The organism is Methylocystis sp. Uni0008, from assembly GCF_056838045.1.
On sequence record NZ_JBXEJH010000003.1, the window covers coordinates 21,910 to 42,802 of the forward strand.

A 20,893-nucleotide genomic window follows, 5' to 3' on the forward strand; every position below is an offset into this window, starting at 1 on the left:
GTAAGCCTTGGGTCCGCCTCTGCCATTGGCATGCGCCCGGGGCTCAGCTTTTTCAGCCCCCTTTTTCTCCTTGATCTCCGCTCACGCCGCGGCCTCCTTGGAATCCGGAGGGCCTTTCGGAGACCTGTAGCCGCGCTTGGCGACCGCCTTGCGCGCCGCCCGGGCGGTTTCCTCCGCCTCCCGGAAATCCGGCTCAAGCGCCTGCAGCTTCTTCACGAGACCGGTGAGATCATAGGTATTGCTGAGCTTGCCGCCATTGCTGGCGCGCCGTTCGATCCGCTGAACCAGGCCCTCCTTTTCCAGCTCCGCGATGTAGCGCTGGATCTGACGCTCGCTCAGGCTGAGACGCTGCGACAGAGTTTCCTTGCTCGGAAACGGCTTGCGTTCCTTGTCCCACCAGAAGTCGCAGAGCTGCAGCAGCACTGCGAGCTGCGTCGGATTGAGGTTCAGCCGACGCTGCGCGCGCAGCAGCAGCGACGGCACGACGCAAAAGCCCAGATCCATGACGGCCTGGCCCCATTTCTCGGCCGAGGCCTTCTTCGTTGCCTTCGAGGCGGGCGCCGATTTGTCTTCAGCAGGTTGTTCAGCTTCCGTAGTCATGATAGATTCCCGTTGACTGTCGAAGACAACAAATGCAGTCGGTTCCGGCGTTCCGCAATATCCAGCAAGCGGACATATATAACTGCTCCCACCAGACGTAAGTGTCCGCAGGGATGACGACAAGGGCGTCTCCTTAAGAAAGACATATCGATCAATTCGGACGAAACGCGATGCGGGATAAACGAGTATCGCCTCACTTCCGGTCAGGAATGCCAGTGGGCAAGCCTTCCTGAGCACATAGCTGTGGATAGTCTCGCGTCTCAACCCGCCCTCGTTGAAGGTCGCGCGGGTCAATTTATGAAGTCGAGTTGATCGAGTAACACGTCCGCCTTTCATGTTAGAGCCATCCAAGCTGCCGGTCCGCTTGCGGCCCCCCCCCCCGAGACAATTCAGGTTCGAAGCTGCGCAAGAATCCTTAGGTCACAAGACTCCAGAACGAAGTTTTCTTGCCGTGCTTGCCGCGCGACCGTGCCACGAAGGCCTCGTGCGTTTCATGTTGCGCGAAATCCGCAATCGAGGAAGCAAGACTGGCACATTCCTGAAAATGACGTGCGGCGTGTTTGTATCGACTGTCAATCGGCGTTGGAGTTTGACCCCTTATCGGCGTCCAACATTGACCCCCGTGTTGCGCGCGTCGTGACGGAGGGAGGGCATAGCCCGACCGGAGTTACGATGCGCGCGGCGGCGTTATTTATCAGACGCGGTTCTTGAAGCGCCAGCTTTCGTTGCCGGTCTCTACGATGTCGCAGTGGTGGGTAAGCCGATCGAGCAGCGCGGTCGTCATTTTCGGATCGCCGAAGACGCTCGGCCATTCGCCGAAGGCCAGGTTGGTCGTGACGATGATCGAGGTGCGCTCGTAGAGTCGGCTGACCAGATGGAACAGGAGTTGGCCGCCGGCCTGGGCGAAGGTCAGATAGCCGAGTTCGTCGAGGATGACGACGTCGAGACGGGTCAGATAATCGGCGAGCCGCCCCTGCCGTCCGGCGCGCGCTTCCGCCTCAAGGCGATTGACCAGATCGACGGTGGTGTAGAAGCGCCCGCGCGATCCGGCGCGAATGCAGCTTCGGGCGATGGCGATCGCAAGATGGGTTTTGCCTGTGCCCGTTCCGCCGACCAAAACGACGTTCCGCTGTTGAGCGATAAAGGCGCCGCCGGCGAGATCGCGCACCAGCCCCTCATTGATCGGCGTGTCCTTGAAGGCGAAGTCGTCAACATCCTTGGCGAGCGGCAATTTGGCGATGGTGAGCTGATATTTGATCGAGCGCGCCTGCTTTTCCGATATCTCGGCCTTGAGCAGATCGCCGACCAGGCGCTGCGGTTCATGTTTGCGCTTGAGCGCCGTCGCCAATGTCTCGTCATAGGCGCTCCGCATGCCATAGAGCTTGAGTTCCCCCATCATGTCGAGCACTTCGGTTCGTTCCATGGTCACGCGCTCCTGAGCTGATCGTATCTGGCGCAGTCGGCGATCGGGGCATGCGTCAACCGCAAGGCCGCCGGGGTCGCAATGACCGCGGCGGGTTCGGGATCGCGCCGGCGCGCGAGAATGTTGAGGATGACGTCAGCGGAGTGGACGCCATTCTCCAGCGCCTCGGCGCAGGCGACCTCAACCGCCGCCAAGCCGTCCGTAAGCACGGCGGCGAGAATGGCGACCATCTGACGATCGCCGTCGTCAGACCCGGCGAGCTTGCGGCGGACGCGCTCGAGCGCGCCAGGCAACAGCCAATCCTTGAACGGCGCGCCATTCCTCAGCGCGCCGGGCTTTCGCGCTAGAACGGGGACGTAATGCCACGGGTCATAGATCGTCTCGCCGCGCCCGAAGCAACGGGCGTGTTCCGCGACAATCCTGCCATCCTGCCGAATGACGATACGATCGGCGTAGGCGTGGATCTCGACCGGGCGGCCGACAGCGCCGGCGTTCACCGAGTATTTGTTGTTGTCGAAGCGGACCAGGCACGTCTTCGACACGGAAGCCGGCAGCGCGTGGAATCCGTCGAAGCGGCCGCGATAGGGAATGAGCCGGGGGCGCTCCTCCTCGAAGACCTCCCAGACGGTTCTGTCGGCGCGCTCCGGATGGGCGTGCGCCTTGGCGTAGGCGATGCATTTATCCATCAGCCACGCATTCAGTTCGTCGAAGGTCTTGAACCGCAGACGCGGCGTGAAGAAGCGCTCGCGCACGAGGCCGACCTGATTTTCGACCTGTCCCTTCTCCCAGCCCGACGCCGGCGTGCAGGCTACAGGCTCGACGAGATGGTGCGAGCACATTTGCAGGAAGCGGCGATTATATTGCCGGTCCTTGCCAACGAAGATCGTTTCGACCGCCGTCTTCATATTGTCGTAGACGCCCCGGCCGCAGGCGCCCTTGAAGAAGGCAAAGGCACGCTCATGGGCGTCGAAAACCATCTCCTGTGTCTCGCGCGGATAGGCTCGGGCGATAAACATCCGGCTGTGACAGAGCCGCAGATGCGCGACCTTCACGGTCATGGTCACGCCATTCATCAGAACGATTTCGTGGCTCCAATCGAACTGGTAAGCCTCGCCCGGCGCAAAGCTCAGCGGCACAAAGGCGCTCGCCGTCTCGCTGGCATGGTCTCGCGCCCAATTCCGCGCATAACGCCGCACCGCGTCATACCCGCCGTCATAGCCAAGCGCCCGCAACTCTTCGAACACACGGATCAACGTCAGCCGCTCGCGCGCCGGCTTTGTTGCATTCTCCGCGAGCACTCGGTCGATCTCCGCCTTCCAGGCGCCGAGCTTGGGACGCGGCTGAATCTCCCGCTCGTAGGAAAACGACGTCTCGCCTGATCGCAGAACCTTGCGAACCGTATTGCGCGATATCTTCAGATCACGGGCAATCTCCTTGATCGACTTGCCCTTCTGGAAATGCTCCCGCCGAATCCGGCCAATCGTCTCCACAACAAGCATCCCCCACCGCCCGCTCGATGCCAAAGCGGGCAGACCTGCAAACAGTCAGATGGGGGTCAATTTTGGACGCCGATCCCCCAGCTTAGGGGGTCAAAATTGCACGCCTAAACACAGTATCGACTGGACTTAACGTTATCGAGAGAGAATTCGATCATGGTGCGCAGCGCCAGTGTCGCCGCCAGCGGATGCTTGCCGGCCAACGCGTCGGCGACAGGAGACAAAACCTCGTACCGATCTCCGTCCAATTCTTCTGTTCGATTGAGCACGAGTTTTGCCGCGCGATCCAGCGCAGGCCATGAAGCGAGGAACATCAAAGCGGCCGGCAAATTTGCATAATTCTCTGCGAAATCAAGCGCGCGGCTTTCCGCCTCGATATCTTCGAAGTTGGGAAGCCGTTTCAGATAATCGCGTAAATGTCGTGCCGACAGAAATCGCTCAAAGCAAGACCAGCGCGCCGCCTGTGCGTCGTTGCTGCGCTCAAGAGCGTCCAGCGCGGCGATGCGCGCATCCTCCCATTCAAATTCCGGCCAGCCCGAACGCCTGTGCTCCGCCGCTTCGAGCGCCTTTAGAGCTTCCGCCGCACGGCCGGCTACAAGGAGCCGTTCGGCAATTTCGGCGGCGATGCGCGAAACCTTTCGTGTCTCTGGATCATATTGCGTAATGAAGGCGTCTACGTCACCCTGTGCGTCGGCAATGTCCCTCAACGCAATGTCGATGACGTGGACGCGGTGACGATTGGCGACTTCGTCTTCATAGATTGGACCGCCCGTCGACCAGCCGATCTTCCGCCGCTCATGCTCGGCCAGTTTTTTCACCGGCTCCTTGGACAGGGCGAGGAAGCGCCGCTTCAAATGTTCGAGGCCTGCATCGCCGAAAGCCGCGCCGAGTATGGAGATGAGATGATCGAACTGGCCATAGTCATTATCGAGCAAGGCCTGAAACGTGCGATCGGCCAATTCTGTCGCATCGCCTTTGGCGGCTTCGGCCAGCCGCCCGAGATCGTTCACGGCTTCGTGGAATATGTCGATCACTGCTCCGCTGCTGTCGTCGCAGCGCGCAAAGACGGATGACGCCAGCGCCGTAAAGCCCCACATCAGATCGAGCGCTTCTTTGGGATCGGTCTTGCCGACGTGATCCACGATAGCGCGTCGCTGCGTCTGCAGATCCTCGACGAGCCCCCGCCGATTCTGCCAGTCGACGAAGCTGCGGGAGCGGGCAATCACTTTTAACCGCTTGCGGATTTCGCGCGCGACCTCGGCCGGACTTTGCGCGCCAGCGAGTTCGAGCCGCAATCGGCGTTTGACGGCGGCATTCGTGTCGCCGATCTCGATCAGGAGCTCAGCAAGCCGCTCGACGCCGAGCGCTTCGAGGTTCTTCGCAGTAAGGGTCTTTTTCGGCGGCATCGCGACGTTCTTACAGCGCCTTCCGGATTTCGGATATTGGCGCGAAGGCCGACCGTCATGGGCATTGCCGAGCCAATCGTCTGCGGCAGATGCATTTCGCGTAGAGGGCCGCGCGCCGGCCTGAAAGAGCAGCGATGACGCCACAAGCGGCTCGCTGGCCGCAACGCTTCCCGCCGACTTTTTTCCCCTGCCCGGCGCAAGAGCCGGGCATTCCGCGCGGAGCAAACAAGTCATCGGGAAGCGTCCTTCGCCTTGCTGCAGCCCTTCGGGTGCGACGCGATCCGCCCGTGGCTCGGGATCGCTGTCAGGCCGCGATCGGCGCGGCCTTGAAGCGAAAGTGCAAGGCCATGGATATCGACATCAAGCCCTTCCCCCACGACGGTCCGAACGAATCGCCCTCGTCATATCTCCTCGATGAACTCGCCCTGCACGGCTATCGCCCCTTCGACGACGAGCCGGATCCGCGTCCCCTCCCCTCTTCCGACTCTGCGTCAATGGCCCTCGAATCCGCCGTCGAATCTCTTTCAAGTCTTTTTCTCAACACTCGGCTCGAAGCCGACCTGCCCGACTTACTCTGGTCCTTCGTCAATCTCTTTCATCGCAAGGCGGATCGTATCGACCGCGCGCTCGACGATAACGAAACCGCGCAGCGGCGCGCGCAGGCCGAACAGGACGGCTCGGAAATCCGCTCGGTTGAATTGGAGCGGTTGATCGCGCAAGGACTGACGCTCACCGAACGGCGCAACGCCTTCGAATTCTTCCGCGACCATCTTGCGGAGCTCTATGCGACCGAGTCCGGTTCCGCATGGCGACCGCGCTCGGGCTCAAGGGTCAATCACCGCGCGCTGACGGCGGCCATGATCGACAGCCGGGATTTCCTGAACGCCAGGAAGCTGGCAGAGACGCAAGTTCTCTTGCCGCGTGGGCATCGCATCGCGTTCGCTGGCGGAGTCGATTGCAACGATCATCAGCGAATCTGGGACGCGCTCGACAAGGTCCACGCGAAGCATTCCGACATGGTGCTTCTCCATGGCGGCGGCGCAAAGGGTGCCGAACGAATCGCGTGTTGCTGGGCGGACAATCGCAAGGTTCCTCAGGTCGCCTTCAAACCAGACTGGACCCGTCACAAGAACGCTGCGCCCTTCAAGCGCAATGACGTGATGCTCGAGACATTGCCGATCGGCGTGATCGTCTTCCCCGGTTCCGGCATCGTCGAGAATCTCGCGGATAAGGCGCGCAAAATGGGAATTCCGGTGTGGCGGTTCAAATGAGGGCGGCGCTCTCGTTTTAACACCTAACGCGGTCGCCGTTTGTTGACCGCGGTCAACACGTTCTCCGACGACCCGCAGTCTGCGTTAATCATTCGTTAACTCATTTTTTCTTGCGGAGAGTTGGAGAATCGGGCCTACTTGCCACGAAATCACCTGTGGGTTTCATGTTAAACCGTAACTACGAGCCTGATCCGTGGCACCCCAACCCGCCATCCAGCCGTCCTCGCTTTCCGATATCCACGAGGTAATCGCTGGCGATGCGCGCCAATTATCGGCAAAATTGTTGGCGCATCGCAAGAAGCTGTTTCCGCCGGAAGCGCGCAAGACCCTGCGTCGGTTTTCCTCCGGGGAAGCGGCAAAACTCATCGGCATCAATGATGGCTACCTTCGACAACTCTCATTAGATGGCAAGGGGCCGCAGCCCGAGACGAGCCCGACCGGCCGGCGCTCCTATTCGTTCGAAGATATTCAGGCGTTACGCGTCTTTCTCGATGAGGGCGGAAAGGCAGGACGAAGGTATTTGCCGCGCCGGGGCAACGGCGAGCACCTTCAGGTCATATCGGTCGCCAATTTCAAAGGCGGTTCTGGCAAGACCACGACGGCAGCGCATCTGGCGCAATACCTCGCCCTGTACGGCTATCGCGTTCTGGCGATCGACCTCGATCCGCAAGCGAGCCTGTCTGCACTGCACGGCTATCAGCCCGAGTTTGATATTGGCGAGAATGAAACTTTGTACGGCGCGATCCGCTACGACAGCGCGCGCCGTGAACTCAAGGAGATTATCCGGCGGACCTATTTTCCGGGGCTCGACATTATCCCCGGCAACATCGAACTCATGGAATTCGAGCATGAGAGCCCGAAGGCCCTCGCGGAAAAGAAGCAGGGCGATGCCCTATTCTTCGCGCGCGTCGCACAAGCACTAGGATCCGTTGCAGACGACTATGATGTGGTCGTACTGGATTGCCCGCCGCAGCTCGGATTTCTAACGCTTTCCGCTCTTTGCGCGGCGACAGCGGTACTGATCACGGTGCATCCGCAGATGCTCGACCTCATGTCGATGTGTCAATTTTTGATTATGACCTCAGACCTTCTTGCTGTTGTCGCTAAAGCGGGTGGCAACATGGAGTATGACTGGATGCGTTACCTCGTGACTCGGTTTGAGCCAACCGACGGGCCGCAGACCCAAATGGTCGCGTTTATGCGCTCAATTTTTGGCGAGCGGGTGCTGACATCGTCGATGGTGAAGAGCACGGCAATTTCCGATGCAGGCATCACCAAACAAACGCTCTACGAAGTTTCGCGCGAGCAGTTTACACGGGCGACATACGACCGTGCGGTTGAAGCTCTCGCCGCGGTAAACGGAGAAATCGAGGGACTTATCAGAACGGCTTGGGGAAGGTAGGCATGGCGCGCAAAAACCTCTTGCTGGGCTTGGACGATGAGGAGTTGACCGCGGTCAACCCGGAGAGTGTGACCACCCGTCGCCCGCCCCCGACACTCGGAAATCGGGGCGCGGTCGGCGCCATGGGCCGATCTTTGGAACGAATTTCCGCGGATATCGACGCGGCGAAGGAGCTCGAAAAAAGACTCCTTTCGGGAGCGGATGTCATCGAAATTGACGCATCGCTTGTCGACGCCTCATTCGTGACGGATCGCCTCGATGAAAGCGAAGCAGACCGCGCGTCGTTGCTCTCGTCCATCCGCACTCATGGGCAGCAGGTTCCGATACTAGTTCGACCTCACCCAGAGGCTTCCGGGCGCTACCAGATCGCCTATGGCCACCGGCGTTTGCGCGCGCTGCTAGAATTGGGGCAGCGTGTAAGGGCGGTCGTTCGCAGCCTGACCGATGACGAACTGGTGATCGCTCAAGGCCAGGAGAACAGCGCCCGTCGCGATCTATCCTTTATCGAGCGCGCTTCCTTCGCGGCGTCACTCGAAGAGCGAGGATTTGGTCGCGACACAATCATGGCCTCCCTCGCCATAGACAAGACGGAATTGTCGCGACTGATTTCATGTCGCAAGGCTTTGCCGGACGAGCTCGTGAAAGCGATCGGGGCAGCACCCAAAGCCGGTCGGCGCCGTTGGATGGACCTTGCCGAGCATCTTAAGGCGCCGCGGGCGAGCAAGGTGTGGGCGCGAGTTTGTAACGAGGCGGAGTTTGCGCCGCTCGACTCTGATTCGCGCTTCGCGGCTGTCTTCGCGGCGCTCGCCACCAAGAACCCACCAGCGAAAACGACATCATGGATCGACCATGATGGACGAAAGATCGCGCGGGTCGACGAAGATGCGGGATGGTTGCGAATCAATGTCGATAAGTCGGTCGACGCCGAGTTCGGCGCTTACATCGTGGCGCAACTGCCGGCCTTGCTAAAGGCGTTTCAGGTCAGCCAGCACGAGGATTAGTTTTGTTGCGAGCAAAGAGGGCGCATGCGCTGCTCCTGAGATGCTCGCCGAGTGACGAGTAAGCGTTTCGCCAACAACGATAGAGGTTACGACAAAAGAAAAAGGCCCCCGAAACATCGCCCGGAAGCCCTTCTCATAGTTCGCACCTAGAGAATCACACTTCCGCGAATCGCTGTCAAGAGTCGGCGCCGTTTCGGCGAGCAGATTTCTTTTGCCTGAACGAGGCAAAGGATCATGCGCACATATTCAACGACGCCCTTTGGGCGGCGGCCGCTGTCGCTTGCCATGCTGGCGGCGCAGGCGGCGACGCGAGATTTCGCGGCAAAACCCGACGCGTCCGAGACCGTCGTCCATAAGTGGCGGCTGTTTCGCGCGCTCACCGAAGCCAAGGGGCCGCTTGGCGTCACCGACCGGGCGCTGTCGGTCTTGCACGCCTTGCTCAGCTTCCACCAGGAAACGGCGCTGACGCTGCCAGAGGTCGAAGCGAAGCAGGGGGAGGAGGGGGATTCGCCCTCGCCCGGGATCGTCGTGTTTCCGTCGAACCGCGAGCTCTCGATCCGCGCCCATGGCATGGCGCCGGCGACGTTGCGCCGACATCTCGCGTCGCTCGTCGAAGCGGGGCTCATCATCCGGCGCGACTCGCCGAACGGCAAACGCTTCGCTCGAAGAGGGCAGGGCGGCGAAATAGCGGAAGCCTTCGGGTTCGATCTGACGCCCTTGATCGCGCGCGCGGCCGAAATCGAAAATCTCGCCGAGGAAGTGCGCATTGAGAACCGTGCGATCGCGCTCCTGCGCGAGAAGATCACGCTCGTTCGTCGCGACATCGTCAAGATGATCGAGACCGGTATGGAAGAGTGGGTAAACTTTGCACCGCTGTCAATCAACGGGGAGGAAATCGGCGACTGGGAAGGTCTTTACGGGCGCTACCAGGCCCTCTCTGGGCGCTATTCGCGCGGCCTCGGGCGGACCGGACTGGAGGCCTTGGCGGGCGATCTCAATGCCCTTGCGTTCGAAATCCAGAATCTATTGGAAAGACACGTCAAACAGCAAAAAAGAAGCGCCAATGAGTCCCAGAATGAGCGCCACATACAGAATCAAATCACAAACATTCCTGATCTTGAACCTGACCTTCAAGAAGGTAGGGCCGATCCGCCCGGGTTAATGTCGAAAGAGCCGGAAGCCGAGAGGGCAGGGGCTTCAACAACCCAGCCGCCCGGTCCGGGAATCGCGGAGCGGCAAGCGTCGTCGACGCGAACCTATCCGCTCGGCATGGTGCTGCAAGCCTGTCCTGACATCGTCGATTACGGCAAAGGGGCTGAGATTTCCTGCTGGCGCGACCTGATTGACGCCGCGGCGATTGTGCGCTCGGCGCTCGGCGTTTCGCCCGATGCCTGGAAGCAGGCGCTCGACGTTCTGGGCGAGCATGACGCCTCGATTGTCGTCGCCGCGATCTTGCAGAGGGGCGACGAAATCAAATCCGCCGGCGGCTATTTGCGGGTTCTGACCACTAAGGCGCGGGCAGGGGAGTTTTCGCTGGGACCGGTGCTGATGGCGCTGCTGCGCGGCAAGGCCGCGAAGGCGGCGCGTGAACGGCGGCAAGCGGGATGATCAATCTTGCGGGAGGGTTTCCTTGCCGTGAATTTGGCGATTATCGTCGCGGATCGAAGGAGCGCGGACGCCATGACCGATACGACGACCCAACTCGCCATCCTTTCCGATGCGCTGGTCAAAATCATCGAGCTTGGCCCAATGGCCGTGGAAGGGAAGGCGTCGCCCGTCGATCTATTGACCCGGTCGGGCGACATCGCCGCGCAGGCGCTGACGGCCGCCGCCACCTATGGTCAGTTGCCGCCATTCGCGGAATCGTTGGAAGCTCAATCGGCCGCCGACAGGGAATGAAGCGCCGGCCGACCTTGCGCGTCAAAATCGAGATAATGGTTGACCATGGCGTCCATCGGATCGCCACGGGTCTCAAGGAAAGAGAGCGCCGCTGTCATCAGGGCCCATCCGTGCGCGCGGCTCGTCTGCGGGAGCGCGATCAGGCCGGGATGAATGGGTTCACGGCCGAGCAGGGCTTTGAAGTCGCCGACGTTCTCGGTGACGATGACGCGATCCTCGGCGAGACAGATCTCTTTGACCGTATGGTCGAGCTGGCCGCGCCGGCCGACATGCAGCGGATGGATCGCGTTATGGCCGAGTTCAGCGAGGTCGAGGGCAAATTTTGGCGAGAGGCATTCGTCGATAAAGAGCCGCATCCGCTTACGCCGCGGACCGCGCGATCGTCGTCGGCCGGCCGGGCAGGGGATATGCCCTGGCGAAGAGGACGGCCGCCTCGAATGCTTCTCGCGGCAGGTCCGGATTCTCGGCGGCGATGTCGTCGAGACTGTCGCCATGCGCTAGCCGCGACTCGACCGAATGCACGGTGATGCGTGTGCCCTTGATGACCGGCAGACCGCCCTTGATTCCGGCGACGCTTTCGATCCAGGCGTCGCGCGTGCTGAGATAGCGATCCGTGCGCTCGAGCGCATCGCCGGCGAGCGCGCCAATATCGGCGGTGACCGAGGGGGCGATCTCTATTTTCGCCGATTTTAGTCGCGGCAGATCGAGCGACGCGAGGGCTTTGACGAGTTTTCGCTTTCCCGGGACGGTAAGCGAGACAAGTCCGTTCAGCCGACGCATCAGCGCGGCATAGGCGACGCTCTCGACGCCGAGGAGTCGCCGCGCGTCAGCGCTTTTGCCAAAATTTGCGCCAGCGATCTTGCCGACATGGACCGACAAGACCTTTTCTTCGATGGCCTTTTCGACATTGCGTTTGGGCACGCCGGCGAGCTCTGCGACTTCGCGGGGCGTCAGATGGACGACGGACGGCATAACGACCTCAAAACATGTTCCTTGTAGGGGATAAGTTAGTGCAAAAGTCCCGAAATTGCAATGTTGATCAGATAAATGGCGTCGTTACAGTCCCGCGGCCTTGGTCAGATTGACCCTGAAACGATCGCGCTTGCGCTGATAGCGCCGGGTCATTTCCGCGGAGGCGTGGCCGAGGTGCTTTTGCACATGCGTCTCCTCGATCTGCGCCGAGGAGGCGAGGCCGGCGCGCAGCGAATGGCCGCCAAAGGCAAGGCGCCTTTCGCCCTCGGTGAGATCGCCGCGAAGGCCGGCGGCGAGCGCGGTTTTCTGGACCAAACGGGCGACATGTTTGTCGGTCAGCCGCTGTGCGGAGACGCCGCCATTCTTGCGCGCAATCGAGCGGAAGAGGGGGCCATGGTTGATCCGGCCGAGCCGCATCCAGATCTCGAGCAGGGCGACGGGGCAGGTTTCGGGACGGGAGCCGCGGCCGATTTCGACCTCGCGCCAGCCGGTCTTGCCGGAAATCTGCAGGAGGGCGCCGCCTTCACTGCCAGGCTCGGCGGGCGGAAAAATCTCGATCCAGCCGGCGCCGTCTTCGGTCTGGTCCGGACCGCAATCGAGGCCGACGATTTCCGAGCGGCGCAGGCCGCCGGCGAAGCCGATCGCCAGAATGGCGCGGTCGCGGATGCCGCGCAGGTCCATGTCGAGGACGCTGAGCATGGCGAGGAGCTCGTCGGCGAAGATGGCTTCCTTTTGGACGGGCGGGCGGCGATGGGCGCGGCGGATGCCGGCGAGCACGGTGGCTATATGCCGATCGCTCGTATCGAGCGGCGCGCCGCGCTGGCGGTAATGCCAGCAAATGCCAGCGAGCCGCCGCTCCAGCGTGGCGACGCTCAAGGGATCGCGGCCGGGGGAACTCTCGACACAGGCGGCGAGATAGAGACCGACGGTTTGCGGGTCCGGGGGCAGGGGATCGAGTCCCTGCCGGCGCAGCCAGGCGCAAAACTGCCGCCAATCGGCGTCATAGGCGCGCCTTGTGTTTTCCGAGCGGGCGTTGCGGGCGTAATCGCGCGCCCGTTCGCCGAGCGTCGCGAGATGCGGGGAGGGGGCGCGCGCGGCGAGCGCCGCGCCGCCGCTGTCGAAGTCGTCGTCGATCTTGGTCATCCGCGTCCTCATTTCGGCGCTTGTCGGGGGCCCGCCCGTCATTTCGGGGTCAAAAATCTGACGCCTCGGCAGGCTGGACGAGGGTGTTTTCGGTCGCTGTCGCCCGGCGGTATTGGGGTTCGAATCATGTCCGATAAGCGCACATTATCGGACATGGGCATGAACAGACAAGCGCGGCGGGTCGTGGCCGAAATTTCGTGACAAAGCGCCGCCGTTGGTTAGGATTCTGGCCATGACGCTTGTTGATTCGGACCGGGCGCGCGACGCGGTCTCAGCCGCGGAGCCCGCGCCCAAACGGGCCACCCGGGCCCGCCGCGCCGCAGCCCCAGCGGCCGTGAAGGATCCGCAAATTCAAGCGCTCCCGCGCTGGGCGCGGGCTCAGAAGGCGGATCGGGACGCGGCGGCCTTCGTCGCCGGCGCCGGCCTCGCCCTGTTCGATCAGATGCTGCGCGGCGGCGCCCACGGCGTCGATCTCTCGAGCGCCGCACAGGATCCCGCCGAGCCCGCATACGCCGGCTGCCTGCGCCAGCGCCTCGCGCTGAAGGCCGCTGAATCTTGCGTGACGCTGTCCCGGCTGCGCGAGGACGCGACCGCCTTACGCGACGCCGAACATCTGGCCGGCGGTGAGCCCAGCCCCGCCGGGCGGTTGCATCGGCTGTTTCGGATCGATGCGGCGCGTCCCGCGCGCCTCCACGCGGCGGCGCTCGCGGCTGCCCTCTCGCTGCTCGGCCTGCCCGAGACCGATGCCGACGCCCTGGCGCAAGCCTTGTCCGGTTGCCTGGCGGACGCGCCGGACCCGCTCAGCGCCGCGGCCCGCGCCAGCGCCGTCGCCATGAAACTTTGCGCCGCAGGGTCGGCGATCGACGCCGAGGTCTTCGCCCTCTGGGTCGCCGACCTGGCGCTCGCGACGCGGCTCGACTGGGCGCGGCCGGTTCCCTTGCTCGCCAGCGCGATTCTGCATCCGTCGCTGCGCCGTGGACCGAAGGGCAAACGGCCGCGCCCGTTGGAGGTCGACTGGCGCGACGCGGTCGCTTCAGCGTATGGCCTCGCCATCGGTGATGCGCATGCCCTCGCCGCCGATCTGGCGCGGCGGGCGCAGCGACTCACGGCCATTGCGCCGAAATTACGCGCAAGAGGCGCGCGCCACGTCGTCGACATGCTGCTTGCAGACGACGCCGTCACACCGGCCGCTGCGGCCCGCGCCGGCCTATCGGATCGCGCCGCGCGGCGTCTCTTCGATCGCCTCGTCGCGCTCGGCGCCGTGCGCGAACTCACTGGGCGCGAGACCTTCAGGATCTATGGCCTATGAGCCGCCCGAAACCTGTCCGTTTCGACCGCGACCTCGCCGATCTGCCGGAGGGGATGCGCTGGCGCGAGTGGATGGGCCGCGTCGAGGCGGCGATCTTCGCCTCGCCGAAGCCGGTCCCCCGCGAGACGCTCGCCGGGCTCGTCGGCGACGGCTGCCGGCTCGACGACCTCCTCGCCGACATTAACGAAGAGCTCAAGGGCCGCCCTTACGAGATCGTTTTCGTCGCTGGGGGCTTTCAGTTTCGCACGCGGCCGCGCCATGCCGAGGCGCTGCGGTCGCTTAACGAGGCGAAGGATGCGGGCCCGCCGGCTTTCACCAAACTCGAAATGCTGGCGCTCTCGGCCATCGCCTATCAGCAGCCGGTCACCCGCGCCGCTCTCTCGCGACTGGCCGGCCACGATATCAGCCGCGACATCCTCGGCCGGTTGAATAAGTGCGGCGTCATCGCGCGCGGCCCGCGCGCCCCGGAGCCCGGCGCGCCGATCGCCTGGGTGACGACGGAACGCTTCCTCGAAATGTTTGCGCTCGGGAGCTTGCGCGATCTTCCCGACCTCGACGGCCTCGATGATGCGGGCGCGAATGAGCGTGACGATCCTGCCGAGGCGGCGCTCGACGATGCGCTGGGGTTTGGTGAGGAGGAGGGAGCGGAGGGCGCCGTCTTTGACGCGGCGGAGGCCGAGGGAGTGGAGTGAATGGACGCGCGGCCCCACCCTGCTTTGCAGGTGACGCCTGGAGAGACCACTATGCTCAACGTTTTCTGCTCCCCCGCAAGATATGTCCAGGGCCGCGATGCGACGAGATCGCTGGCCGCAGAGCTTCAACGGTTGGCCTGTCCGGGTTGGCGCTGATCATCGCGAGCGGAAGCGCCCGCGCGCTGGCGCAGGCGGCATGGACGCAGACGTTCCAGGGGATGGGGCTGGATTTTGCCGTATTCGATTTTGGCGGCGAATGTTCCTTTGCCGAAATCTCGCGTGGGACGGAAGCCGCGCGCAGGGTGTCGGCTTCGGTGATCATCGGCGCCGGCGGCGGCAAGACGTTGGACATCGCGCGGGCCGTCGCCGCGGAGCTGGACTTGCCGGTCGCCTGTTGCCCAACGACGGCGTCGAGCGACGCGCCCTGCAGCGCGCTCGCCGTCCTCTATACGGAAGAAGGGGTTTTTGAGCGCTGTCTTTATTTCAGACGCAACCCCGATCTGGTGCTCGTCGATAGCGGCATCATCGCGCGCGCGCCGGCGCGGCAGTTGATCGCCGGGATGGGCGACGCCCTTGCCACTTGTTCCGAAGCAGAGGCGTCAATGCGCGCGCACCGCAGGAATGTGGTTGGCGGTTCGAGTACTTTGACCGCGGCGGCGATCGCCCGACTCTGTTACCAAACACTGCTGAAAGACGGGACATCGGCCCTCGCAGCGGCGCGCCCAGGAGCGATTACGCCGGCCTTCGAGCGCATCATCGAAGCAAACACCCTTCTTTCCGGCCTCGGATTTGAGTCGGGCGGCCTCGCGGTCGCGCATTCCGTTCATAACGGCCTGACCGCCGCCTCCGAAACGCGTGATCGGCTACATGGTGAGAAGGTCGCATTCGGAACGCTTGTTCAGCTCGTTTTGGAGGGAGCGGACAACGCGGTCATGGACGAGGTGATGAGCTTCTGCCTTTCTGTCGGCCTGCCCCTTACGCTCGCCGAGCTCGGGCTCCAGAAACTGACCCGCGAAAAAGCCCGGGCTATCGCGCAGCGTGCCATTGCTCCCGGGGAAAGCGCGCATAACGAGCCAATTCGAGGTAACCGCCGAGGCGGTCATGGATGCGCTTTACGCGGCGAATTCTCTGGGCGAGACTTTCAAAGCGCGCCGTCCGCAATAGGACGGGTGCGTTCAATTGTCAGAGTGTTCCTCCTTCGACTAACGCATACGAATTCGAGATCGGCCTCATCCATGCTGTTTCACTCGTCTTCTTGTCGGGACGGCAGTTGCTACACTCTTCGTATTCCAGCGCGGCTATCGCCGAATTCAACGCGAAAGTAAAAGGGCGCCAGGGCGCCTCCTAGCTTTGATCGGGCCTGGGCCAGCCCGTTGATCTCAGTTTCAGGCATTGGAGCGTTGGGATGTTTGAGACTTCAAACATGTACGATTTGCGGGTCAGGAGGATCACGCGACGTGCGTTTTTTTCCGGCGTCGCCGACAATGCCTTGGTCTTTGTCGCTCCGTGGCGGTCTGGTGAGGCGCGTGGCCTCGATTTGGCAAAGTTTATCCAGCTAGCGAGAAATTGACCGCGCATCCGAACCTCCCGCCGGAAATCGCGAAGCATTACTTCCAGAGCATCGTCGGCCCCACGGGGCCCCATCAGCGACGGGAAAAGGCGGCGACAGGAGGCGGACAAACGCTCGACTCCCGGATCGTCGCAGATTGGTATTCCGGTCAGACGATCGGCGCCAGAGGCATGGTCTGCGTCGATTACACAGGGGCGCTCTTGTGGGATGCAATCGGCTTTGCCAAACCCCGGGGCGTCCCCGACACTGAAGCGGGGCGCTGGGCGGTCACGCCATTCTGACGGATTTGACATGGACAGTAGCGCCGACGTGCTGATTATCGGTTCTGGCGTCGCGGGGGCGCTTCTCGCCTGCGAGCTCGCGGGGAAAGGCGGGAGCGTCGCGATCATGGAGGCCGGGCCCCGGGTGGATCGAGCGGAGGCGGTTAGGCGGTTTCACGCCGCATATCCGAAAACCCCCGAGTCGGCCTATCGCCAATCACCTTTTACACCTCATCCGATGACGGAGGACCCTCGCGGATTCTACGCACAGAAGGGGGCCGACGTCTTCAATTCGACCTATCTGCGACAGGTCGGCGGGACGATCTGGCATTGGCTGGGAACGGCGATACGCCTGGTCCCCGACGACTTCCGCCTCAATTCGCTCTTTGGTCTCGCGACGGACTGGCCGATCTCCTACGACGATCTCGAGCCCTGGTATTGCCGAGCGAAAAGGGAGCTGGAAGTATCGGGCGACGCAGCGGAAGACTTGGGTTCGCCTCGCTCGGCCCCCTATCCGCTGCCCCCTGTTCCACAAAGCTTCCTGGACCGGCGCTGGAAGCAAGCGCTTAGCGGTTCGAAGTTCGACCTCCGCTCCACGCCTCAGGCGAGGCGCTCCAAAGGGTCGTCGAGCCGCCCCTCCTGCCATGGCAGCGCGAGTTGCATCCCTGTCTGCCCCATCCAGGCGAAATACGACGCGACGGTGCATATTGCGCGCGCCGAGATGCTGGGCGCGCGACTTCTCACCCAGACCTGCGCCAATTTCATTGAATGCCATGAAGACGGGCGAGTCGCAGCAGTGCGCTTCAGGCGCCCCGACGTTCTCATGCGCCGAAATCGATGTGGACTTCAGCCGAATAATCTCGCGCGCCTGGCGCATCGTAATCCGCTCCGCTGGCATGGATCGCTCCCTCGGTTGCCAAGGAAGCGACCTGATCAGGCCAACGGCGGAGCCCGCCACTGCATGAAATCACCCGGGCGGGATCATTCCGTTACAGGGGGCGGGATCATCTCGGAATCGGGGGGCGCCATCATTCCGTGATCGGGGGGCGCCTTCATCTCGTTTTAGGGGGCGCCATCGACCGGAATCAGCAACCGTCGGCGGCTGGCGTTGAGGCCGAGTTCTCCGCTTTATTTCCAAGAGTTCCTTGCTCGCCGATGGGCCGAGGGCGATCGCGTAGGCGACGTTTATTTCATGATCTTCGACATCGGGGCTACACGGGCAGCTTCTCAAATCTCGAGCGCCTTTTAACGACATGGCGCGCCGGCGGCGTCCAAAGGAAGCAGCCAGAGCAGCAACATAGAAAATTCATTGAGATTCCAGCAGTCGATCCGACGACCGGCTGGCAAATCTCTCCGGTCGTTGCCGCTTCTCTCTGCGTGAAGCCGACACGGCGATTAACGCTCGCCGAGAACGCCAAGGTCATCGTTTTGAAGCGCGCCTCGCCCAGCTTCGTCATCCTCCGCCAACTCGCGATGCGCTTCCGAAGCATTCTGCGCGGCAAAAATCCTGATAAGCTCAATGACTGGCTTCATGACGCGAAGCATTCCGGGGTGCGCCTGATGCAGCAATTTGCGCGAACGTTGAGCCGAGATATCGACGCCATTATAGAACATTGGAGCAGCGGCCAGGCCGAGGGGCAAATCAATCGTCTCAAAACGTTGAAGCGCGCCATGTATGGTCGCGCAGGCATTGAGCTGCTGCGAGCGCGAATGCTTCCGTTCGAAACGGCCCTCTGCACGTAAAGTGACGCAGACCCCCTCGAAATGGAAATCGACATTTCTCATGGTCGCGATCGATGCTGCGATCGAGGCCGAGCGCGTCCGCGAAGCTAAGGAAAATGCAGAGGCCGAAATCAGAGCGACAAGAGACCGTTTTGAGGCGCTCGCGGAAGAGCGCGGCGTTCTCTTGCGCGAAGTTAATCACCGTGTTGGAAACGGCCTTCAGCTCATCGCGGCGCTGCTCCGCATGCAAGCGCAAATCTCTTCCAGCCCGGAGGTTAAGGCTGCGCTGGCGACCGCCGAAACGCGCGTCATGGCCGTCGCTGACATCCATCGGCGTCTTTACACATCGGAAAGCGTGCAGTCGGTCAATCTGCGCGACTATCTGAATGATCTGATTGTTGATCTTCAGTCGTCCCTGCGGGCAGAAAACTTGTCTCCGGATTTTCGACTTTCGGCCGCGCCGCTGTTTGCGCCTCCCGATTATGCGGCTGCGCTCGGCATGATCGTCACGGAACTCGTCATAAATGCGCACAAGCATGCCTATCCGGACGGCGATGGCCAAGTCCGAATTGCGCTAAGCCTCAATGAGGCAGACTGCGCGGTTCTTTCCGTCGAGGATGACGGTGTGGGCATGAACGCCAAAACGACGGCGCAATCGACGCGACTCGGTCGAACTCTATTGGAGGCCATGGCCCACAAATTGAACGGCAGACTGATGTACGAGGCCCCAACGCGCGGAACATGCGCGAAGATCGTGTTTGCGCTGAACTTTGATGCAAGTTCTCGAAGGGACAGCAGCAGTTTGTCGTCGTGCGACGAAGACGACAAGAGTGTCGTCTGACAGGGGGAACGCGCCGACGCGCCGCGGATAAACGTCTCTTTAAGGAGGGGCAGGGGCAGGTCGGGGAGCGCCGGGATCCTTATGCCAGTGATTTTCTACAATATGATCCAGCACTTCGTCGCCACTCGCGCTGCCGCTTCAGCGAAGCGGAGCCGGGCCCGGTTTCCTGGGTTGCGATCAGAGTGTCGTTCACCACTTTCAGCGTTTTTCAGGTCTTTTATAACGTACCAAGATTGTTATCACCGGGGTGGTTTTCGGCGGGCACGGCGATCCCGCCCGCCGGCAGGGGCGTGGAAAGATATTGATATTGCAACGGGTTGAAAGGTTCGATTTCGCCGTCCGCCGGCAGTTCCCCGCGATTCCAACCGCCGCCCAGGGCGCGGACAAGTTCGACAGTCGACGTAATCAGGCGCGTCTTCACCTTGATGGCGTCGATGCGCGCCGTCAGCGTCGCCACCTGCGCGAAGATGAGATCGAGGCTGGAGCCGAGGCCGCCGCGGTAGAGATCCATCGTGAGATTTTGCGTCTGGAGATTCGCGGCAACTGTTTCGTCGAGCTTCTTTGCCGCCGCACTCAGACGCCTAGTCAAACTCAAACCGTTCTCGACTTCTCTGAAGGCGTTAAGCGTCGTCGAACGGTATCGATCTTCTTTTTCGCGATAGACGGACCACGACTGCTGCAATTGCGCGCGGCGCAGGCCCCCTTCGAAAACAGGCAGAGAGATCATCGATCCATAGGACCAAAAGCTGTTGGCCAGTTTGAGGAGATTCATGCCGTGATCCTCGAAGCCTCCGTCAAGTCGGAATTCGATCTTTGGAAAAAACGCCGCGCGGGCGACGCCAATTTCCCGGTTCGCCTGAGCCATTTCGCGCTCCGCAGCGGCGATGTCGGGACGTCGCTCAAGCAGCGTCGACGGAAGCTTCTTGGGGATTTTCAAGAGTGCAATTTTAAAGGCGTTGGCGACTGGAACCCTGAAACTCGCCGGCGCCGTGTTGACGAGGATGGCGAGCGCATGTTCGACGACTTCACGCTCGCCCTGTATCTCGAGGAGCTTCGCTTCGGTTCCGGTCAAAAGCGCCTTGGCGCGCGCCACATCCAGCTCCGATGCGATCTTGCCCTCGAACTGTTCGTTCACGATCGCGAGCGATTGTTTGTAGTAGTCGATGGACTGCTTGTAGGTCGCGACTTGCGCGTCGTAGCCGCGCAGCGTGAAATAGTCAGACGCGATTTCCGCCTGGAGGCTTAAGCGCGCAAGAGCAAATTCCGCCGCGCGCCTCTCAGCCCGATATGTCTGGGCCATAGTCTCATTTCGAATGGCGTACCAAAAATCCGGCTCCCAGGAAGCGATGCCCACATCCGAAACGGAGGTGTCGTAGATCGGCGAGTCGGGCGCGCGAAACAGCGCATTTACTGACTGCTTGTTGTCTGAGGCGCCAATTCCGAGCCCGAGCCGCGGAAACAGCCGCGACTGCGTCTTCATCATGATGTCGCGCGCCTGCATGAAGCGCTCCGCCGTCGCCTGCAAGTCCGGATTGGCGGCCATGGCTCGTATTTCCAACCCATCCAGGACTGGCTCATGAAACAGCTTCCACCAGTCTGGGCGTATTTCCGCGTCCGACGGGCGCGCCTCGACAAATGGGCTGGAGCCATGCCAGGACGCAGGCACGATGAGCTCCGGCGGTTCGTACGCGGGCGCGAGGTCGACGCCGGGCAGCGCGTTACAGCTGGAAAGGATCGATGCGGAAATAAGCGGAAGACAGCGCCAGAATTCTTTTCTCGATCTACGACGCATTTAATCCCTCGTCTGAGGCCGTAAGTCTTTCAACAAACCAAAGACCGGGAGCCGAGGCCCCTAAAATCCTGGTCAATCTCTCTCATGCGCGTGC

General features: G+C 62.0%; 20 protein-coding genes and 1 pseudogene. 12 read left to right on the forward strand and 9 right to left on the reverse strand.

Features of this window, described 5'->3' with window-relative positions; translation table 11 throughout:
• Window positions 1–81: 81 nt before the first annotated feature.
• From AC0X69_RS21905 to AC0X69_RS21925, 5 genes and pseudogenes are all read right to left on the reverse strand, one after another.
• The gene (locus AC0X69_RS21905; RefSeq protein WP_482613982.1) at window positions 82–600 is read right to left on the reverse strand and encodes a helix-turn-helix domain-containing protein; all 519 of its coding nucleotides are present in this window, start codon (window positions 598–600) and stop codon (window positions 82–84) included.
• A 415-nt stretch (window positions 601–1,015) separates the two neighbouring features.
• Complete coding sequence (locus AC0X69_RS21910; RefSeq protein ID WP_482614051.1) at window positions 1,016–1,201, reverse strand: DUF6880 family protein; 186 nt, start codon at window positions 1,199–1,201, stop codon at window positions 1,016–1,018.
• A 93-nt stretch (window positions 1,202–1,294) separates the two neighbouring features.
• Window positions 1,295–2,023, reverse strand: a complete 729-nt coding sequence (gene istB, locus AC0X69_RS21915) for an IS21-like element helper ATPase IstB (RefSeq protein ID WP_482613983.1) — start codon at window positions 2,021–2,023, stop codon at window positions 1,295–1,297.
• Window positions 1,956–3,522, reverse strand: a pseudogene (gene istA / locus AC0X69_RS21920) (IS21 family transposase). The gene istB and the pseudogene istA overlap by 68 nt, the downstream one beginning before the upstream one ends.
• A gap of 104 nt (window positions 3,523–3,626) precedes the next feature.
• Window positions 3,627–4,925, reverse strand: coding sequence for a DUF6880 family protein (locus AC0X69_RS21925; RefSeq protein WP_482613984.1), 1,299 nt, complete (start codon window positions 4,923–4,925; stop codon window positions 3,627–3,629).
• 347 nt (window positions 4,926–5,272) lie between these two features.
• Here AC0X69_RS21925 and AC0X69_RS21930 point away from each other — a divergent pair, with 347 nt between their 5' ends.
• The 5 genes from AC0X69_RS21930 to AC0X69_RS21950 all read left to right on the forward strand — a co-directional run bounded on the left by AC0X69_RS21930 (window position 5,273) and on the right by AC0X69_RS21950 (window position 10,498).
• Entirely contained in the window at window positions 5,273–6,196 is a 924-nt protein-coding gene (locus AC0X69_RS21930) for a DUF2493 domain-containing protein (RefSeq protein ID WP_482614053.1), read from the forward strand.
• Between the two features lie 193 nt (window positions 6,197–6,389).
• Window positions 6,390–7,598 carry a plasmid partitioning protein RepA gene (repA, locus tag AC0X69_RS21935; RefSeq protein WP_482613985.1) on the forward strand — a complete coding sequence of 403 codons (1,209 nt, stop codon included), beginning with the start codon at window positions 6,390–6,392 and terminating at the stop codon, window positions 7,596–7,598.
• A gap of 2 nt (window positions 7,599–7,600) precedes the next feature.
• A complete protein-coding gene (repB, locus tag AC0X69_RS21940) occupies window positions 7,601–8,599 on the forward strand; it encodes a plasmid partitioning protein RepB (RefSeq protein ID WP_482613986.1) in 999 nt (332 codons plus the stop codon).
• Between the two features lie 234 nt (window positions 8,600–8,833).
• On the forward strand, window positions 8,834–10,207 hold the full coding sequence (gene repC / locus AC0X69_RS21945) for a plasmid replication protein RepC (RefSeq protein WP_482613987.1): 1,374 nt from the start codon (window positions 8,834–8,836) through the stop codon (window positions 10,205–10,207).
• A 72-nt stretch (window positions 10,208–10,279) separates the two neighbouring features.
• Window positions 10,280–10,498, forward strand: a complete 219-nt coding sequence (locus AC0X69_RS21950; RefSeq protein ID WP_482613989.1) for a hypothetical protein — start codon at window positions 10,280–10,282, stop codon at window positions 10,496–10,498.
• On the opposite strand, the gene AC0X69_RS21955 is transcribed toward AC0X69_RS21950, so the two are convergent.
• From AC0X69_RS21955 to AC0X69_RS21965, 3 genes are all read right to left on the reverse strand, one after another.
• Window positions 10,474–10,854, reverse strand: a complete 381-nt coding sequence (locus AC0X69_RS21955; protein ID WP_482613990.1) for a DUF5615 family PIN-like protein — start codon at window positions 10,852–10,854, stop codon at window positions 10,474–10,476. The genes AC0X69_RS21950 and AC0X69_RS21955 overlap by 25 nt on opposite strands.
• Window positions 10,855–10,858: 4 nt before the next feature.
• Window positions 10,859–11,470, reverse strand: a complete 612-nt coding sequence (locus AC0X69_RS21960) for a DUF433 domain-containing protein (RefSeq protein WP_482613991.1) — start codon at window positions 11,468–11,470, stop codon at window positions 10,859–10,861.
• 84 nt (window positions 11,471–11,554) lie between these two features.
• Window positions 11,555–12,613 (reverse strand): tyrosine-type recombinase/integrase, encoded by a 1,059-nt coding sequence (locus AC0X69_RS21965; protein ID WP_482613992.1) that lies wholly within the window; start codon window positions 12,611–12,613, stop codon window positions 11,555–11,557.
• Between the two features lie 232 nt (window positions 12,614–12,845).
• Here AC0X69_RS21965 and AC0X69_RS21970 point away from each other — a divergent pair, with 232 nt between their 5' ends.
• The 7 genes from AC0X69_RS21970 to AC0X69_RS22000 all read left to right on the forward strand — a co-directional run bounded on the left by AC0X69_RS21970 (window position 12,846) and on the right by AC0X69_RS22000 (window position 19,007).
• On the forward strand, window positions 12,846–13,922 hold the full coding sequence (locus AC0X69_RS21970; RefSeq protein ID WP_482613993.1) for a DUF1403 family protein: 1,077 nt from the start codon (window positions 12,846–12,848) through the stop codon (window positions 13,920–13,922).
• Window positions 13,919–14,614: an SMC-Scp complex subunit ScpB gene (gene scpB / locus AC0X69_RS21975; RefSeq protein WP_482613995.1), complete on the forward strand. Its 696-nt coding sequence runs from the start codon at window positions 13,919–13,921 to the stop codon at window positions 14,612–14,614. Before AC0X69_RS21970 ends, scpB begins: the two co-directional genes overlap by 4 nt.
• Window positions 14,611–15,939, forward strand: coding sequence for a glycerol dehydrogenase (locus tag AC0X69_RS21980; protein WP_482613996.1), 1,329 nt, complete (start codon window positions 14,611–14,613; stop codon window positions 15,937–15,939). Before scpB ends, AC0X69_RS21980 begins: the two co-directional genes overlap by 4 nt.
• A gap of 241 nt (window positions 15,940–16,180) precedes the next feature.
• A complete protein-coding gene (locus tag AC0X69_RS21985) occupies window positions 16,181–16,465 on the forward strand; it encodes a hypothetical protein (RefSeq protein ID WP_482613997.1) in 285 nt (94 codons plus the stop codon).
• 10 nt (window positions 16,466–16,475) lie between these two features.
• The gene (locus AC0X69_RS21990) at window positions 16,476–17,483 is read left to right on the forward strand and encodes an FAD-binding protein (protein ID WP_482613998.1); all 1,008 of its coding nucleotides are present in this window, start codon (window positions 16,476–16,478) and stop codon (window positions 17,481–17,483) included.
• Entirely contained in the window at window positions 17,480–18,187 is a 708-nt protein-coding gene (locus tag AC0X69_RS21995; RefSeq protein WP_482613999.1) for a transposase, read from the forward strand. Before AC0X69_RS21990 ends, AC0X69_RS21995 begins: the two co-directional genes overlap by 4 nt.
• A 1-nt stretch (window position 18,188) precedes the next feature.
• The gene (locus tag AC0X69_RS22000) at window positions 18,189–19,007 is read left to right on the forward strand and encodes a sensor histidine kinase (RefSeq protein WP_482614001.1); all 819 of its coding nucleotides are present in this window, start codon (window positions 18,189–18,191) and stop codon (window positions 19,005–19,007) included.
• Between the two features lie 217 nt (window positions 19,008–19,224).
• Here the strand turns inward: AC0X69_RS22000 and AC0X69_RS22005 are convergent, their stop codons facing one another.
• A complete protein-coding gene (locus AC0X69_RS22005) occupies window positions 19,225–20,799 on the reverse strand; it encodes an efflux transporter outer membrane subunit (RefSeq protein ID WP_482614002.1) in 1,575 nt (524 codons plus the stop codon).
• Between the last annotated feature and the right edge of the window lie 94 nt (window positions 20,800–20,893).

Coding starts and splice junctions, on each gene's coding strand:
- AC0X69_RS21905 (WP_482613982.1), bottom strand. CDS start 600: ATGACTACGGAAGCTGAACAACCTGCTGAAGACAAATCGGCGCCCGCC.
- istB (WP_482613983.1), bottom strand. CDS start 2,023: ATGGAACGAACCGAAGTGCTCGACATGATGGGGGAACTCAAGCTCTAT.
- AC0X69_RS21925 (WP_482613984.1), bottom strand. CDS start 4,925: ATGCCGCCGAAAAAGACCCTTACTGCGAAGAACCTCGAAGCGCTCGGC.
- AC0X69_RS21930 (WP_482614053.1), top strand. CDS start 5,273: ATGGATATCGACATCAAGCCCTTCCCCCACGACGGTCCGAACGAATCG.
- repB (WP_482613986.1), top strand. CDS start 7,601: ATGGCGCGCAAAAACCTCTTGCTGGGCTTGGACGATGAGGAGTTGACC.
- repC (WP_482613987.1), top strand. CDS start 8,834: ATGCGCACATATTCAACGACGCCCTTTGGGCGGCGGCCGCTGTCGCTT.
- AC0X69_RS21950 (WP_482613989.1), top strand. CDS start 10,280: ATGACCGATACGACGACCCAACTCGCCATCCTTTCCGATGCGCTGGTC.
- AC0X69_RS21955 (WP_482613990.1), bottom strand. CDS start 10,854: ATGCGGCTCTTTATCGACGAATGCCTCTCGCCAAAATTTGCCCTCGAC.
- AC0X69_RS21960 (WP_482613991.1), bottom strand. CDS start 11,470: ATGCCGTCCGTCGTCCATCTGACGCCCCGCGAAGTCGCAGAGCTCGCC.
- AC0X69_RS21965 (WP_482613992.1), bottom strand. CDS start 12,613: ATGACCAAGATCGACGACGACTTCGACAGCGGCGGCGCGGCGCTCGCC.
- AC0X69_RS21970 (WP_482613993.1), top strand. CDS start 12,846: ATGACGCTTGTTGATTCGGACCGGGCGCGCGACGCGGTCTCAGCCGCG.
- scpB (WP_482613995.1), top strand. CDS start 13,919: ATGAGCCGCCCGAAACCTGTCCGTTTCGACCGCGACCTCGCCGATCTG.
- AC0X69_RS21990 (WP_482613998.1), top strand. CDS start 16,476: ATGGACAGTAGCGCCGACGTGCTGATTATCGGTTCTGGCGTCGCGGGG.
- AC0X69_RS22005 (WP_482614002.1), bottom strand. CDS start 20,799: ATGCGTCGTAGATCGAGAAAAGAATTCTGGCGCTGTCTTCCGCTTATT.